Annotated in this window: 14 protein-coding genes; 10 read left to right on the top strand and 4 right to left on the bottom strand. The window is 32.5% G+C overall.

What is annotated here, in order from left to right; genetic code table 11:
- The first annotated feature begins 74 nt into the window (after positions 1-74).
- Genes M9897_07175 through M9897_07140 form a run of 8 tightly spaced genes read left to right on the top strand, consistent with a single transcriptional unit; the run spans position 75 to position 10,594 of the window.
- Complete coding sequence (locus tag M9897_07175) at positions 75-1,304, top strand: tryptophan 7-halogenase (protein ID MCO5268658.1); 1,230 nt, start codon at positions 75-77, stop codon at positions 1,302-1,304.
- A 2-nt stretch (positions 1,305-1,306) separates the two neighbouring features.
- Positions 1,307-1,678, top strand: a complete 372-nt coding sequence (locus M9897_07170; protein MCO5268657.1) for a 3-hydroxyacyl-ACP dehydratase — start codon at positions 1,307-1,309, stop codon at positions 1,676-1,678.
- Position 1,679: 1 nt separating this feature from the next.
- Complete coding sequence (locus M9897_07165; protein ID MCO5268656.1) at positions 1,680-2,165, top strand: hypothetical protein; 486 nt, start codon at positions 1,680-1,682, stop codon at positions 2,163-2,165.
- A gap of 5 nt (positions 2,166-2,170) precedes the next feature.
- Complete coding sequence (locus M9897_07160) at positions 2,171-3,337, top strand: DUF2062 domain-containing protein (protein MCO5268655.1); 1,167 nt, start codon at positions 2,171-2,173, stop codon at positions 3,335-3,337.
- Positions 3,330-6,998 (top strand): MMPL family transporter, encoded by a 3,669-nt coding sequence (locus M9897_07155; protein ID MCO5268654.1) that lies wholly within the window; start codon positions 3,330-3,332, stop codon positions 6,996-6,998. The genes M9897_07160 and M9897_07155 overlap by 8 nt, the downstream gene beginning before the upstream one ends.
- Positions 6,995-8,527 carry an FAD-dependent oxidoreductase gene (locus M9897_07150; GenBank protein MCO5268653.1) on the top strand — a complete coding sequence of 511 codons (1,533 nt, stop codon included), beginning with the start codon at positions 6,995-6,997 and terminating at the stop codon, positions 8,525-8,527. Before M9897_07155 ends, M9897_07150 begins: the two co-directional genes overlap by 4 nt.
- The gene (locus tag M9897_07145) at positions 8,511-10,190 is read left to right on the top strand and encodes a C45 family peptidase (GenBank protein MCO5268652.1); all 1,680 of its coding nucleotides are present in this window, start codon (positions 8,511-8,513) and stop codon (positions 10,188-10,190) included. The genes M9897_07150 and M9897_07145 overlap by 17 nt, the downstream gene beginning before the upstream one ends.
- A 47-nt stretch (positions 10,191-10,237) precedes the next feature.
- A complete protein-coding gene (locus M9897_07140; protein MCO5268651.1) occupies positions 10,238-10,594 on the top strand; it encodes a DUF488 domain-containing protein in 357 nt (118 codons plus the stop codon).
- 1 nt (position 10,595) lies between these two features.
- Here M9897_07140 and M9897_07135 read toward each other — a convergent pair whose 3' ends face one another.
- From M9897_07135 to M9897_07125, 3 genes are read right to left on the bottom strand one after another with little or no spacing between them, the layout of a single operon-like run.
- Positions 10,596-11,510: a hypothetical protein gene (locus M9897_07135; protein ID MCO5268650.1), complete on the bottom strand. Its 915-nt coding sequence runs from the start codon at positions 11,508-11,510 to the stop codon at positions 10,596-10,598.
- A gap of 7 nt (positions 11,511-11,517) precedes the next feature.
- The gene (locus M9897_07130; protein ID MCO5268649.1) at positions 11,518-12,711 is read right to left on the bottom strand and encodes a CHASE2 domain-containing protein; all 1,194 of its coding nucleotides are present in this window, start codon (positions 12,709-12,711) and stop codon (positions 11,518-11,520) included.
- A 17-nt stretch (positions 12,712-12,728) separates the two neighbouring features.
- On the bottom strand, positions 12,729-13,130 hold the full coding sequence (locus M9897_07125) for a hypothetical protein (protein ID MCO5268648.1): 402 nt from the start codon (positions 13,128-13,130) through the stop codon (positions 12,729-12,731).
- Between the two features lie 371 nt (positions 13,131-13,501).
- Here M9897_07125 and M9897_07120 point away from each other — a divergent pair, with 371 nt between their 5' ends.
- Positions 13,502-14,935, top strand: coding sequence for a S1C family serine protease (locus tag M9897_07120; GenBank protein ID MCO5268647.1), 1,434 nt, complete (start codon positions 13,502-13,504; stop codon positions 14,933-14,935).
- A 70-nt stretch (positions 14,936-15,005) separates the two neighbouring features.
- On the opposite strand, the gene M9897_07115 is transcribed toward M9897_07120, so the two are convergent.
- Complete coding sequence (locus M9897_07115) at positions 15,006-15,209, bottom strand: hypothetical protein (protein ID MCO5268646.1); 204 nt, start codon at positions 15,207-15,209, stop codon at positions 15,006-15,008.
- 223 nt (positions 15,210-15,432) lie between these two features.
- On the opposite strand from M9897_07115, the gene M9897_07110 reads away from it, so the two are divergent.
- Positions 15,433-16,152: a hypothetical protein gene (locus M9897_07110; protein MCO5268645.1), complete on the top strand. Its 720-nt coding sequence runs from the start codon at positions 15,433-15,435 to the stop codon at positions 16,150-16,152.
- The last annotated feature ends 19 nt before the right edge of the window (positions 16,153-16,171 follow it).

Raw genomic sequence — 16,171 nt, 5'->3', positions numbered from 1 at the left:
TATATTTGTTTTTTTAAATCTAGTGCCTATAAAACGGTGCAAAGATATATATTTTTTAATTAAATCTAACTATTATGAAAATAGAAAACGTTGATGTATTAGTGATTGGTGCAGGTCCTTCTGGAGCCGTATCTTCAGCATATCTTAACCAACAAGGAATCAAGGTAAAAGTGGTTGAAAGAACTAAATTCCCTCGCTTTGTTATTGGGGAAAGTTTGATACCAAGAGTTATGGATAATCTAGATGCTGTTGGCTTTATACCTGCTATAGAAAAAGCAGGTTATGAAAAAAAATTATGTTCTCGCTTTCTAAGAGATGGCGTTAACTGTACTTTTTACTTTGATAAAAAATTTGGAGATGGCTGGGACTGGACCTGGCAAGTTCCAAGAGCTGAATTTGATAAATTATTAACTGATGAGGCGGAACGTCAAGGAGTTGATATTGAGTTTGAAACTTCTGTAGTTGGTATCGAGTTTAATGGTAGCGACTCAATTACTACTGTAGAAGATAAAGATGGAAATAAAAAGCAAATTCATGCAAAATTCGTTATTGATTCAAGCGGTTACGGTAGAGTTTTACCACGTTTATTAAACTTAGACGCGCCTTCTAATTTAACTGGAAATTCTTCAATCTTTACACACACCAAAGACATAAATCGTCCTGCTGGCGTGGAGGGAACTCAAATTACATTTGAAGTCATTGAGCAAAAAGTTTGGTTCTGGGTAATTCCTTTCTCTAATGGAACAACTTCAATTGGAGTTGCTGGAAATACAGAAATTCTAGAAGCATTATCTCCTACGGGAAACGGAGAGGAAGCTCTTCGCAAAATCATTAATCGTTCCGACCACTTCAGAGACAGATTTATCAATAACGAATTCTTGTTCCAACCAAATATTCTTAAAAACTATGCGTGTACTGTAAGTAAAATGTATGACAAAGGGTTTGTACTTACTGGAAATAGTTCTGGCTTCTTAGATCCTGTATTCTCTTCTGGAGTATCATTAGCAACTACTTCAGGATTACTAGCTGCGCAATTGTACGCTAGACAATACAAAGGAGAAAATGTTGATTGGCAAACAGAATATGTTGATTACATGAACAAAGGATATGAAGTTTTTTCAACCTATGTAAAAGAATGGTACAACGGAAATCTTCAAAAACTATTCTTCCATCAACCAGGAAACGACGATGTGAAACTCAAAATCTGTGATGTGTTAGCTGGTTATGTATGGAATGATGAAAATCCATTTGTAACAAAACATGAAAAAATCATTAGCAATCTAGCCTACACATTAGATATGTAATTATGCTGAAAGACGATTTTTATACAATAGATAAAATAGATAAACTAAGTGAAAATGAGTATGATGCCTTTATTCAATTGAATAGGAATCATTCCATTTTTGAAGGGCATTTCCCTGGGAAACCTATAGTTCCTGGGGTATGCATGCTTCAAATAGTGAAGGAAATAGTATCTTCCTTAGTTAATAAGAATATTTCGTTAAAAGTATCAAAAAACATCAAGTTTACAGCTTTGATTGATCCTACTATCAATTCATACTTGAGATTGAATCTACTTATTGATGAATTGGAAGGAGGAGAAATAAAAGTGAAGAACACAAGCTACTTTGGCACGACTGATGCAGTAAAGATGGACTTAAATTATGTAATCGAATAACATGAGACTTTTAGCCTTTCTTTTTTTGGGGACTTTTTTTGTCAATGCACAGTATATTGAAGATGTACGTAATTCCTTCAAAAATGCTCGATTAAACGAAGAAAACGCTATTGTTTTTAATGAACTCATGCAAAAGGAAGTGAAGATTGATGCCAATCTTAAATTAGCCTATTTTGGTGCTTCTGAAATCATGCTCGCTGATTATGGTGTGAATATTCCTAAAAAAATAAGTCTATTTAAAGTAGGAAGAGATCATTTAGAAGATGCTATAAAAGCCAGTCCAAATGATGTAGAAATAAGATTAGTTAGATTAATTATTCAAAATCAAATTCCTAGCTTTTTAAAATACAAACAAAATATTGAAGAGGATAAAAAATTTATAATTGCCAAGTATAAGAATGTTTCCAATAGTCTTAAAGCATATATAGATCAATCTGCTAGAGATTTAAAAATATTTACCAAAGAAGAACTCAACCAAAGCAAATAACCAAAATGGAAGATGTAAAATGTGCGCCTATTAATTACTGTATCATTATTCCTACCTATAACAATGAAAAAACACTCAAACAGGTTATTGATGGTGTTCTAAAAGTGGTTGTTTCTTCTAAAGTTATTATAGTTGAAGATGGCGCTACTGATTCTACTAAAGAAATACTAAAAGAATATACAGAACTCACACAAGTCCATCATGATAAAAATCGAGGGAAAGGAATGGCACTCCGTAATGGTTTTAAAAAAGCACTTTCCATGGGGTTCACACATGCTATTACCATAGATTCTGATGGACAACATTTCCCAGAAGATATACCACTGCTTATTGCTGCATCTGAAAAAGAACCAGAAGCCCTGTTTATCGGCTCTCGTAACATGCAACAAGATGGCATTCCTAATAAGAGCAGTTTTGGAAATAAATTTTCTAATTTCTGGTTCTGGTTTGAGACAGGAATTAAATTACAAGATACACAATCTGGTTTTCGTATATACCCCATTTCCATCATGCCTAAAAAATGGGTGACATGGAAATTTGAGTTTGAAATAGAAAGTATTGTACGTTCAGCTTGGAAAGATATTCCAGTAAAGAACATTCCAATTCAAATTAAATACGAGCCTAAGGAAACCCGCGTTAGTCATTTTAGACCTTTCAAAGATTTCACGAGAATAAGTATTTTAAATACAGTTTTAGTAAGTATTACATTAATCTATATCTTACCTAGAAACTTCTTTCGCAGCTTTAAAAAAAAAAGCTTTAAGAAGTTTATTCTAGAAGATGTACTAGGAAGTAATGATAGCCCTAAAATAAAAGCATTATCACTTGCATTAGGAGTTTTTATCGGCATACTTCCTATTTGGGGATTACAAACATTAGCTGTTATTGGTTTAGCAGTAATATTACGACTCAATAAATTATTGGCTTTTGCAGCATCTAATATTAGTATTCCCCCTATGATTCCTGTGATTGTTTTGGCATCGTTGAAAATTGGAAGTATGTTCTTAGGACATGAATTTGTAACGAAAGATTATTTGGATTTCTCTAATATGGGAAATAATTTGATGGATTATATTGTCGGGAGTATTATTTTAGCATCCGCAATGGCTTTTATCGTTGGATTTACTAGCTATGGTGTTTTAATCTTGATGCAGAAAAGAAAGAATGGATAAGTTTTTTACATACCTATATTTTAAAGTTAAACGCTTCAGAATCCTCTTTTTTGCAGGCATTGTCCTATTAGTATCTTCTTGTATTTACCTGGCTTTTCAAATTAATTTCGAGGAAGACATTACTAAAATCTTACCTAAAGATGAGAACAACGATGTTACAGCAAAAGTAATTGGCCAACTGAATTTTTCAGATAAAATCACCGTGATGATAAAGGCTAATTCTCCTGAAAACAAGGATCAATTAGGTGAAATTGCACAAGATTTTCTCGTCAAGTTAAATCAGGATTCCATCTATTACAAAGACATACAAGGAATCGTAGGTGCTGAAGAAATAGGAGAAACCTTTTCATTTGTTTATGAACATCTCCCTTTATTTTTAAATGAAGAAGATTATAATCTTATATCTCTAGATCTAAATAAAGATAGCATACAACAACGTATGCAACAGAACTACTCTACGCTCATTTCACCAACAGGGATTGTTGCTAGAGATTTCATCTTGCAAGATCCACTAGGTTTTGCGTTTAAAGGATTAAATAATCTACGTGCTATCGGCGTCTCAAAAGACTTTATTATCCATGATGGCTTCTTGTATTCTGCAGATACTTCAACTCTCCTATTATTTATTACTCCAGAAGCTTCAGGAACAGATACCAAAAGAAATGAGGAATTTGTTGAACATCTACTCCAATATCAATCTGAAATAAACACTGATTCTCATACCGTAGCAAATATCACCTACTTTGGGGCTCCCTTTATTGCAAAAGCTAATGCTGACCAAATTAAATTCGATATTACAAGTACTGTTTTTATTTCTTTGAGTATTCTCGTTTTAATTCTCATCTTCTTTTATAAACAGGTTTATGTCCCTATCCTACTCTTTATACCCGCAGTATGTGGTGTATCTGTAGCACTAGCCACACTCTATTTGACTCATGATTCTATTTCAGCTATATCTGTTAGTATTGGTGCTATTCTCATTGGTATTACAGTCGATTATCCTTTGCATATTATTACACATTTTAGGCAACATCCGGATATTAAGCAGCTTTACAAAGGAATTACACAACCAGTTTTAGCAAGTAGCATGACTACAGCTATTGCATTCCTATGTTTAAAATTTGTCAATTCGGATGTACTCCAAGATTTAGGTGTTTTTGCAGCAATTAGTATTATGGGATCTGCACTAGGAGCTTTAGTCATTATTCCACATTTATACATTCCTAAAATAGTCAAAAAAACCACGATTATTGACCGAATCGCACAACATAAATTTGAAAAGAATAAAGTTTTGCTAGCCATCATTCTAGTTGTTTTAATCCTTGCTCCTTTCTTCTTTTCAAAGGTAAAGTTCAATGATAACATTGCAGATTTAAATTATGTGCCACAAGATATGCAAGAAGCCCAAAATCAGCTCGAAAGTTTGGGGAGCATTGGAGGAAGAAGCATTTACCTATCTGTATTCGGTGAGAATGAGGAATTTATTCTAAGTGAAAACCATCAAATAGAAAAGAAACTAACAGAACTCAAACAAAAAGGTGTCATTGAGGATTATACATCTATTGGAAGTATAGTTCTCTCTAAGGAAGATCAACTAAAAAAAATCCAGCAATGGAATGACTTCTGGGCAGATTCTTTAAAACAGCAAACCATTCAAAATGTACAACAAGATGCAGTTAATCTAGGATTTAACAGCAATGCATTCGATGGGCTAACTCATACATTAAATAAAGCATTTTCACCTATTTCATTAGCAGAATACCAAAGCCTTAAAATTCTTCAGTTAGATGAATTTTATGCTGAAAAAGATGGGTTTTACACGATTTCTTCAATTGTTACCACAGATAGCTTACATCGTATGGAAACAATCCAGAGTTTAGAGAAAGAAAACGTGATTCCTATAGACAGAAAACATCTCAATGAACAGTTCTTAGGACAAATCAAAGACGATTTCGTAATGCTGATGAATTACTCTTTCTTTGCTGTTTTACTGATTATGCTGTTTTACTTTAGAAGAATAGAATTAGCCTTATTAGCTATGACACCCATCGTTTTAACTGGATTTTTCACAACTACGCTTGTTTATCTTTTAAACTTTGAGTTGAATGTTTTTAGTACTATTGTTACAACATTAGTTATTGGATTAGGTGTTGACTTTAGCATCTTCATGACAAGCGCCTTACAAAAGAGATATACAACAGGTGAAGATGAACTAAGCACTTACAGAACTTCCATTATTTTAGCAGTTTTAACTACCGTTTTAGCTATTGGCGTTCTCATATTTGCTAAACATCCCGCATTAAAGTCGGTATCTGCTATAGCCTTAATTGGGATCACTTCAGCTATGGTTATTACTTTTGTGTTATACCCTAGAGTCTTCAGATATTTTATAGAAAAACGTCCTGAGAAAGGTAAATCTCCTGTGAGTCTTCGTTTGCTAATATCAGCTATCCTTTCGTTTGGCTACTTTGGCTTTATCAGTGTAATGACATCATTATTCGGAATGATTATTCTTCCAATTATACCATACAATAAAGTTAAAAAGTTAAAAATATTTAGAAGAGTGATTGCCAAACAGACAAAGTCTGTCATGTACTCAAATTACGGGGTGAAAAATGTATTAAACAACCCTTATAATGAGAAATTTGATAAGCCTGCTATTATAATTGCCAATCACTCCTCGTTCTTAGATACATTGTCCTTTGGTTTTATGCCCGTTCCTTTTATTTTCATGGTGAATGAATGGGTATACCACTCTCCTATTTTTGGAAAAGCTGTTCAAGCCGCTGGTTATTTCCCTACTAAAAATGGAATCCAAGGAGATGAAGAAAAATTAGCCGAAATCATTAAAAAAGGTTCCTTCTTAGCTGTCTTCCCAGAGGGTACTCGTTCTTTAACTGGTTCTATTGCTCGTTTTCATAAAGGAGCGTTTCTATTAGCTCAAATACATCATATAGATATCATCCCTCTCTATATTCATGGAAATTCCAATCTCTTGCCAAAAGGAGATTTTATCATCTTTGATGGAGAACATTACTTGGAAATTGGAAAGAGAATTACTTTCGATGAAACCACAGAACAGAGAAATCTAAAAGAACTTACTAAAGAAATTAGTCGTGACTTCCACAAACGATTTGATGAAATTCGAATTGAAAAAGAAGGTGTTGACTATTTTAAACAAAAAATATATCTCAATTTCTTATATAAGCTTCCTGAAATTGAAAAACAAGGAAAGGCTGAGTTTGAAGCAAATAAAGAAATTTATTATAAACTAAATTCAAAAATTGGAGATCAAGCTGAAATCCTAAGAATAGGCAATGATTTAGGTGTGTGGGATTTAATGCTAACTCTTCAACAACAGAAAAGAAAAGTATATACTTACATTGAAAATGAGTATTTCAGAAACATTGCAAAACAAAGTTATCTCGTTCATAAAAGGAAATTACACTATATAGATTCCTTAGATGCGCATAAAACTAACACACTTCTAATTTCTTCGGAACTAGAAGATTTCCAGCCTTTTGAAGACCTGCTAAACAGCCATCGTTTTGATAGAATTGTTTTAGTAGGAGAACTTCCATATTTGGATATTTTCACTACATTCGGGTACGAAATAGAAGAACAGACTTCAGATTATACGATATTAAAACAAAGCTCTTGAATCAGCACTACGACATCATCATTATTGGCAGTGGCATGGGAGGTCTAACTTCCGCTGTTATTTTAGCCAAGGAAGGGTATCGCGTATGTGTACTAGAGAAAAATAATCAATATGGAGGCTGTTTACAAACTTTCTCACGCGATAAGACTATTTTCGACACAGGTGTTCACTACATCGGCAGTTTAGGTAAAGGAGAAAACCTTTATAACTATTTCAAATATTTAGGCATTATGGAAGAGCTTAAAATCGCTCCCATGGATGCTGATGCTTTCGATAAAATTAGTTTTGGAGAAGAGCCAATTGCCTACCCCATTGCTCAAGGATATGATAAGTTTGTGGAGGAACTGAGTCGATATTTTCCTGACGAAAAACGAGCACTTACCGACTATTCAAAGCGGATTCAAGAAATTTGCAACACTTTTGCTTTATATGATATCGTCAAAATAGATGCAGATAATGAGGTAGGATATAATATGGAATATTTCTCGCAATCGGTGAAAGAATTTTTAGATTCCATAACTGATAATGAAGATTTAAAATGTGTCTTAGCTGGAAATAATCTGCTATATGCCGGAAATGCATATACAACTCCTATTTATGTACATGCTTTAACGGTTAACTCTTACATTCAAAGTGCATGGCGTTGTATGTTGGGAGGTAGTCAAATCTCCAAATTATTAGTCAAACAACTTCGAAAATACAATGGCGAAATTTTCAAACGTCAAGAAGTAAAACAATTTATTTATGAAGGAGAAAAACCAATCGGAGTTACAACGATTGACGGTGTAAATTACTACGCTAAACAATTCATCTCTAATATTGATTTAAATGCTACCATTAAATTGGTTGGTAAAGGTCATTTTAGAAAATCATTTACTAATCGTATAAAAGAATTAGAGCTTACTCCTTCTTCTTTTAGCGTTTATATCAAATTTAAACCGGAGAGTTTTCCTTATCTCAATTACAACATTTATCATTTTAGAGATAAAAAAAGTGTATGGGATGCTTCAAGCTGCCAAGGGAAATGGCCTGAGATGTATATGCTCTCCATGGGACCAAGTTTAAGCAACAGGGAATATGCTGATAATCTATCCATTTTAACATACATGTCTTTCAAAGAAGTTGAAAAATGGAAAGAAACGATGAATACCATTGTCAATGAAAATGACAGAGGAACAGAATATCAAGCATTCAAAGAAGAGAAAATCGAGCAAATTATTGCTGAAATAGAAAAGAAATTCCCACGAATTCGTACACATATTCAATCAGTATATGCCTCTACTCCACTTTCTTACCGAGATTATATTGGTAGTAAAAATGGAAATATGTACGGTTTTGCAAAAGATGCAGATAATCCGCTTAAAACCTTCGTTTATCCAAATTCGAAGATTTCAAATTTGTATTTGACAGGACAAAGTATTAATATGCATGGGATTTTAGGAACAACTATAGGAGCAGTAGCAACTTGTGCTGAAATTATTGGTAGAAAGAAGCTTATACAACGTATTCAAAATGAAATTAAAGGATAATATACAATTTGGTTTAATCATATTCATTGTTGTTGGAATTATAACAAGCTGCAAAGTTCGACAAACAATTGAGCACTATCCTGATTTCACAGGTTATACTAGCGAAGATTTCAAACCAGAGATACAAAAAGTTCATGACAGTTTATTTACCTATCATTCCAATTACCTTCTAAAGAATCGATTCCAACAATGGGAACTTTATCTTGAAGGTGATGCCATGGAACGAGGAATCATTGGTGGAGCATTAATGGATTCTTTAATGCGCTATCAAGAAGATGCCTTTGTAGAGAAAATTGATGATTTGGTACCCAATAAAAAGAAGCAAATGCGTTTGTTAAAGTTTTTAGGATGGTACAACCGTAAGATTTACAAATATTTCCCCAATGAATATCAGGTAGAACTGTATGGACTAGCCAAATATATGACTTCTGAGTATAATTACATAGGTCCTGCTTATCTACGAAATTTATATTATCATGGAGCACATGATATTGGACATGCTTTAGTCGATTTTTCTATGGTTCAATGTACTTCAGCCGGACTTTGGGGAAGTCGTAGTGCTGACGGAGAACTCATTTTGGGCAGAAATCTTGATTTCTATCTAAGCGACCGTTTTGCAGAAAACAAAGTGGTTTTATTTGTAAATCCAAAAGAAGGAATTCCTTTTGTTTCTGTGACTTGGCCTGGCATGATGGGAGTAGTATCTGGAATGAATTATGAAGGATTAACCATTACTATGAATGCCGGGAAATCTAAAATTCCATGGACGGCTAAAGAACCTATTTCCATCTTAGCAAGAAATATCTTAGAACATGCTTCAACTACAGAAGAAGCTATTGCTATTGCACAAAAAAGTGAGGTATTTGTTTCTGAAGCATTGATGGTAAGTAGTGCCAAAGACAATAAAGTAGTTATTATCGAGGTTTCACCTAAAAACTTTGGTGTTTATGAAGTCAGCGGAGAAGAAATTATTTGTTCGAATCACTTCCAAAGTGACTCATACAGAAAAGATAAACGCAACAAAAAACGTATTGAAACTTATCATTCTATGTATCGCTATGAACGTATGCAGGAGTTGTTAGATGAAAACAGTCCTATTACTCCCACAAAAATGGCAGCCATTTTACGAGATAAAGATGGATTGGGAGGTAAGAAAATTGGCTATGGAAATGAGAAAGCTATTAACCAATTAATTTGTCACCATGGAGTAGTATTTAAACCTGAAAAAAAACAAATTTGGATTTCTACTAGCCCATATAATTTGGGTGCCTTTACTGCCTATGATTTAAATGAAATATTTGGAAATAAAAACACGGATTATAAGTCTCACCATATAGATTCTTTAACTATTCCAACAGATTCTTTTTTATATTCATCAGAATATGCTAACTATGAAAAATACAGAACTTTAGATAAAGAAATATCCAGATGGCTAAAGGATAAAGAAGCAGTAATCAATACAGACATGCTCGAAGAGTATCGTCAATTAAATCCTGATTTTTGGTATGTACATTATAATGCTGGAGTCTTATATTACCGAATGGAGAAATATGAGAAGGCGAGAGATGCTTTTAAAATAGCTTCCGATTTAGAAATCACTACTACTCAAGATAAGGAAGAGGTGATGAAGATGTTGAAAAAAGCAACGAAAAAGGTGAAGTAGCAACAAACCTTTCATTTTCTAGATTGTTTTATTTAAAAAGAAAGATTATGGCATCAGTAAATATTTCCATAAAAAGAATCTACGAAGAAAGCTCACCAACAGATGGGTACCGAATCTTAGTTGACCGTGTTTGGCCAAGAGGCGTTTCCAAAGAAAAAGCAAATATTGAAGAGTGGATGAAAGAGATTGCACCATCGACCCCGCTCCGTAAATGGTTTAACCATGAAGTAGATAAGTATGCTGAATTTAAGAAGAAATATTCCGAAGAACTAAAGAGCAATAAAGAACTATTAGAGAAGATTCATGCAATTGCAAAAAAGCAACAAGTTACTCTTACGTATGGGGCAAAAGATGAGGAACACAATCAAGCTGTTGTTTTGAAAGAGGTAATAGAGAGGATGTAAATTAATTATGTCGTGCTTGGGTTAATAAAGCCAACGTAAGGAATGCATAATTATCGCTAGACTTAAAAGCGAATTCATAGCAATCGATCGCTTCTTGAATAAGTCCATTTTCTTCATATTTCACAGCCAATTCAACAAGCTGATCTATTATGGAAGCTCCTTTATCAATACTATCCTGTAAAGAAATGCGTAAAGTACTGTATTTCTCAGAATCCATAATTTGAAATTCTTTTCGTTGACAAGCTGCCTGTCCTTTTATATTAACTCCCCAATACATAGGCTGTCTAACAAGCATAATATCAGAGGATAAATCACTATATCTAATAAGCGTATCATTAGTTATGTGGGAAAATAAGATTCTTTCAGAATTCAAATCATTACTGTTGGAAATTTTAAATTCATATTGCGAATCAGATGCAAAACTATTCCATTTAAATAAGAGATTATCATTTGCCATGACTTGCCCATTTAAAGGATAAATCTCATCAAAATTGATACAACCTCTAGATACACCTCCCTTTTGTTGCATATTTCTTTCTGCATATCTCTCTATATCACCAGTTGAATTGACAGTTTCAGCAACAATAAACTCATACACTGAAGAAGCAAAATTTTGTTTTATTTTACTATCATTATATATCTGTCGCACATCCTTTTCAGTATATTCTCCTTTTTCTTTTATAATAAGCAAATTGTATGATTTATCTCGAATAATTAATTCCGCATTTTGCTCCAAAATAAATCGAGTTGTGGGTGCAACAGGATAATTGTAAAACACAATGGATTTTGCATTTAGGTTATCAACAAAATATACTTTTCCTGTAAAATGATAAACAAAATAATCTTGTGCTAAAGAAGAAAATGAAAAAAGCATCCAAACAAGATTGATCACCAATAATTTTACTCTATTCTTCATATTATGACTAATTAAAATAGGTTCTAAAATTAAGTTTATTAGCAAGCCAAAGTATAACTGAACGATATATTGATAAAATTTCTAAAGAAAAAATTACTACTATCAGCAAGAAAGCAGGTTCAACTTTAATCCTAAAATAGTAAAATAATATTAAAGAAAAAAGGAGTAACAAACTAAATGATATAATTCTCACCAATTTAGTTATAAATGAGCTCCACTTTTCATGTCGAATCATTACATATATAAAAAGGAGCATGTGAAGAAAGGTAATTAATAAAATCAATGGAAAATTAACGTAGGAAGGTATCCGATTTATATAATTCTCTTTTAGTATCATACTAATAATATGTGCATGAATTTCGACTCCATATTTATCGGGAATAGCATGACCTCCATAACTTTTATTCAGAGGAGTTAGGTGTAAATCTTCCAAATCCTGATCTCCTAAATAATCTCCCATAAAACCCATCAATACAATTTTACCTCTAATAATATCTTCTAGATAAGGATTGTGATTTAAATCTTCAACATCTATCTTGATGAAATTTTCATTTTGGTAATGTATAATTTCAGCCTTTCTTCCTCTTTGTTTAAGTACTTGATAAGCATGTGGAGAATATTTCTTTACAATTTCGGAGCTAAAAGATTCATATTCATTCCCGTTAAGAGTGATACTTGGCGCAACCAATCGAATCGTTTGATCTTTCTTAGATAAAAAATTTGCAAACCCTTGAGATATCCCATGAGTAAATAAAGGAAGCGAAGAAAGGATAGTAGATTCCTTAGTATCATTATTATAAAATTGTTCATTTATAAGAACTATATTGGTAGCATCATGAATCATTTTCGTAAGAAATTCATCCGTAGCAGAATCTTTCAATTCAGTAAATAATGCATCTAAACCAATTACTTTAGGTTGATACTTATTTAATATTTCAATTTGTTTGGCAATCGACTGCCTACTTTCTCGCCCAATATTTACGAGAACAATGTCTTTATTAACTAATAATGATTTCTCTCTCAGATTAGAATAGTATAAATCTGTGAATTCAAAATCTTCGAAAGATTTGGTAATTGGATTAAGGTAATTAATACTAAGAATAAGTGTTTTAACTAAAAATAAAACACCAAAAATGAGTAGAGATGCTATAAAAGCATCTCTACATAATAATTTAAAAGACTGTTGATTTTTAGATTTCATTCAGCAGTCAATTATTCTTACTTCAAGTTTAAAGTATAAGTACCTGAGCAGTTTCCTGAACCTTCCCAGTAGTATGTACCACCAGCAGTTTCAGCGTACCAAGTAGTATAACCGTCACCTACGCATAATCCATCATAATCGTATGGAGATACACGTCCTCTGTATGTACCATCAACCCATACATCAACATAATAACCAGTATAGTTGTCAAAATTTAAACAACAAGAACCACGGCTATTATCTGGTTGTGGTGCAACAACGTCTGTTGTAGGACGTTCATACTTTGAAGCTCCTCTAGTAGCTTCTACTTTTTTTCCTGTTACGCTTACAGGTGCTTGTTTGGTTTGGCCGAAACTTAGGCTAGCTGATAAAACAACTAAAGCTACAACCAATCCTAAATTCATCATTACTTTTCTCATAAGAAATAATTTAAAGATTGTTATTAATTTAGTTAAACGTAAGCGAATATAAAAGTTTTCTTTATAAAACTAACTATAATGCTTACATTTTTTTATTTTCAATTACTGTGCCAAAACATACTTTGATAACCTGTTGTGCATTTATAATAAATTAATAAAACCATGATTTCTACTATATATGGATTGGGTTCAATTTGTAAGGATGTCAGAAATAAGAATAATTCACAAATAGACACTGAGCAACCAAGGTTCTCAAGGGCTGACATCATAATCTGTATTTTACTTTCACATAGAAATTTAGGTATAGCTTTTGTATATCTATCACACAATTTAAAATATTCATTATATTTATCACTTTAAAATAAAAGACAATGAAAAATAAATTCCTAACACTAGCCTTATTATGTATGGGCTATTCGTCATTATTTGCACAAACTGCAGTATCCGTTTCAGATAAAATTGAATACGCACTTAGTGCAGTAGTTACAGTTGCTGTTGAGAAAGCTCAACCCATAGGCAAAGTTCTAATGGGCTTCCGAGGAGATATTACTGAAGAAGCATATAATAAATCTCTTGAATTATCTGATGCATTAGGGTCAGGTTCAGGATTTATTATACAAAAAAATGGAAAAAAATACATTATTACAAATGCCCACGTTGTTGAAAACGCTGCAGATGAGTCTGGAAGTCTCTATGTATATTCTTATAATAGAAAAAAATATGAGGTGAAAGTTCTTGGTGGAGATTCATTCTACGATATAGCCGTTCTAGAATTCAAAGACACTCCGGGAAAAGAATTTAACATCCTCGAATTTGCAACTAAACTACCTCAAATCGCATCAAAAGTATATGCTATTGGTAATCCTCTTGGGGAATATCCTTATACAGTAACTGATGGGATTGTTAGTGCGATCAACAGATTTAGAGATGGTGTTACGGGTAAATATGGATTTATACAAAGTACCGCAACAGTTACATGGGGTAATAGTGGAGGCCCTTTAGTTAACGAAGAAGGACAGGTAGTTGGTATTAATTCTCAAATAGCATTTGCTCCCAAAAATGGAACTGTTTTCTTAATGCAACAAATTAATTTTGCTTTAGAATCTCCTTTAGCTCTACGTATAGTAAATGACATCATAGAAAAAGGGAAATTAGCACGTGCATATATAGGAATAGAGCTAAAACAACGTTATAAAGTAAGTAAAAGTGAAGATGGTTGGTATCCTTCCATGCAAATTGATCAACTACCTGTTTTATCTAACGTTATGAAAGGTTCAGATGCAGCAAATAAATTAACAGCATTTATAGGATGGAGTATTACTAAAATAAATGATATTGAGGTTAGATCTGTTGAAGAAGCATTAGGTGAATGTGAAAAAATAAAACCTAATACCAAAATGAAAATATCACTCACAGATGGTACTTCGTCTAAAGATGTTACAATTGATGCTGTAGATTTGAAACCTACTCACTTGGAACAATTAGGATCTTATATGTTACATAAGATTCCAAATGTTAGTGTTGATGAGTCATCTCAACAATTAAAAGTGTATAGTGTTAGTGAGAATGGATACAACAGACAAAAAAATGCATTCTACTTAATTGGAGGAGGAAATTCAGATGCTGATGATGTTTGGCGCATTACCACTTTAGCTGATTTAGGTAGTTTATTGAGAATATATGGACCTAAAGGAGGTGTTGAATATTTCTTAATACAAGAATCGAATTACGAGCAAGAACCTCAAATTTATACGCAAAACTTTGATGAAAATGATAAGTTTTATCAGCCAATGTTGTGGTATTAAATATGGATAGTAACAAAAAAGGGGAATACAAATTCCCCTTTCTTATTTAAAAAAAATTAGATTTTTTAGTTTAATTTTGACTAATCCATTTATCATCTCTTAGCTCTCCAAGTACTACCACATCCTTAATTCTTTTGTATTCCTCTATAGCTAAAAGCATTTCCTCTTTCGTGTCTCTTCTAATTTTGATAGCACTAGAATTGGACCCTTCGTTTTTCACTTCGATATAATATCCATCTCTTAATCTTGCGGGTCTTGTTGAAGGTCTTCCCATATTATATATTTTAATTTAATTGAATAACTTTGACAAGTTACGTTATTTATACCTATAAACCAAATAATTAGATTTTTGTTTTGGATAATTATTATTTTTTAACATATCAATTAAGAAATTTATTAGTTTTACATTTTATAACTTATCTTTTAAATAAACGTATAAGCCAAAATATCTAGGCACGATTATTGAAAATGATAACTAAATTGTAAAATTTAATACCATGAAAAAATTATTCGCATTAACCTTAATTTTCTTTGCTTCAAGTTGGACTTTTGCACAAGGAAGCTATGATGATTTAGTAATTATTAAAGCAGATAAAAACTGGGATAAACTAATCAAAACGGCTGAAAAATACACCTTATCAAATAGCACTAAAAATGATCCTACACCATACTATTATCTTGCTTATGGCCTTTATAAAATATCTTTTATCGGAGATAGAGATGAAAAGTATAAGAATGCATACAAGGATGCGTACAATGCTATAGGTAAAATGATTATGTTAGATAAGAGTGGTGACGTATCAGCTAAGTTTGAAAATTTTATTGAAGAAATGAAAATGTCTCTACTTGAATTGACTCAAAATGAATTAGACGTAAAGCAATATCCAAGAGCTTTTGGTTGGGGAATGAGATTCTATAAATTTGGAAGAAGTTATGCTCCTGCTTACTATCTTGACGCTGCCTTAAGATACCGAAGAGGAGATAGAACTACAGCCAATATAAAATGGCAAGATGGTGAAAAACTCCTTAATCAATTAAACGTATCAAAATTAACAGATGCAGATAAAAAGATCTTAATGACTGGTCTTTATGAATCCGCAGATGCATTAAAAGACGACAGACAAATGGATGGTGCTAGAAAAATGTTGAATTTAGGCGCACCATACTTTGAGAATAATAAAGAATGGAAAGAATTGTACGATAAAATTGTAAATTAATATTATAAATTATTTAGAA

This window comes from Brumimicrobium sp., from assembly GCA_023957385.1.
Taxonomy (GTDB): domain Bacteria; phylum Bacteroidota; class Bacteroidia; order Flavobacteriales_D; family Crocinitomicaceae; genus Brumimicrobium.
This window is presented reverse-complemented; position numbering and strand designations above follow the sequence as displayed.

Bases quoted from the DNA above. Each gene is read 5' to 3' on its own strand.
- M9897_07175 (MCO5268658.1), top strand. From the start codon at position 75: ATGAAAATAGAAAACGTTGATGTATTAGTGATTGGTGCAGGTCCTTCT.
- M9897_07160 (MCO5268655.1), top strand. From the start codon at position 2,171: ATGGAAGATGTAAAATGTGCGCCTATTAATTACTGTATCATTATTCCT.
- M9897_07170 (MCO5268657.1), top strand. From the start codon at position 1,307: ATGCTGAAAGACGATTTTTATACAATAGATAAAATAGATAAACTAAGT.
- M9897_07135 (MCO5268650.1), bottom strand. From the start codon at position 11,510: ATGAAGAATAGAGTAAAATTATTGGTGATCAATCTTGTTTGGATGCTT.
- M9897_07125 (MCO5268648.1), bottom strand. From the start codon at position 13,130: ATGAGAAAAGTAATGATGAATTTAGGATTGGTTGTAGCTTTAGTTGTT.
- M9897_07140 (MCO5268651.1), top strand. From the start codon at position 10,238: ATGGCATCAGTAAATATTTCCATAAAAAGAATCTACGAAGAAAGCTCA.
- M9897_07115 (MCO5268646.1), bottom strand. From the start codon at position 15,209: ATGGGAAGACCTTCAACAAGACCCGCAAGATTAAGAGATGGATATTAT.
- M9897_07120 (MCO5268647.1), top strand. From the start codon at position 13,502: ATGAAAAATAAATTCCTAACACTAGCCTTATTATGTATGGGCTATTCG.
- M9897_07145 (MCO5268652.1), top strand. From the start codon at position 8,511: ATGAAATTAAAGGATAATATACAATTTGGTTTAATCATATTCATTGTT.
- M9897_07130 (MCO5268649.1), bottom strand. From the start codon at position 12,711: ATGAAATCTAAAAATCAACAGTCTTTTAAATTATTATGTAGAGATGCT.
- M9897_07110 (MCO5268645.1), top strand. From the start codon at position 15,433: ATGAAAAAATTATTCGCATTAACCTTAATTTTCTTTGCTTCAAGTTGG.
- M9897_07165 (MCO5268656.1), top strand. From the start codon at position 1,680: ATGAGACTTTTAGCCTTTCTTTTTTTGGGGACTTTTTTTGTCAATGCA.
- M9897_07155 (MCO5268654.1), top strand. From the start codon at position 3,330: ATGGATAAGTTTTTTACATACCTATATTTTAAAGTTAAACGCTTCAGA.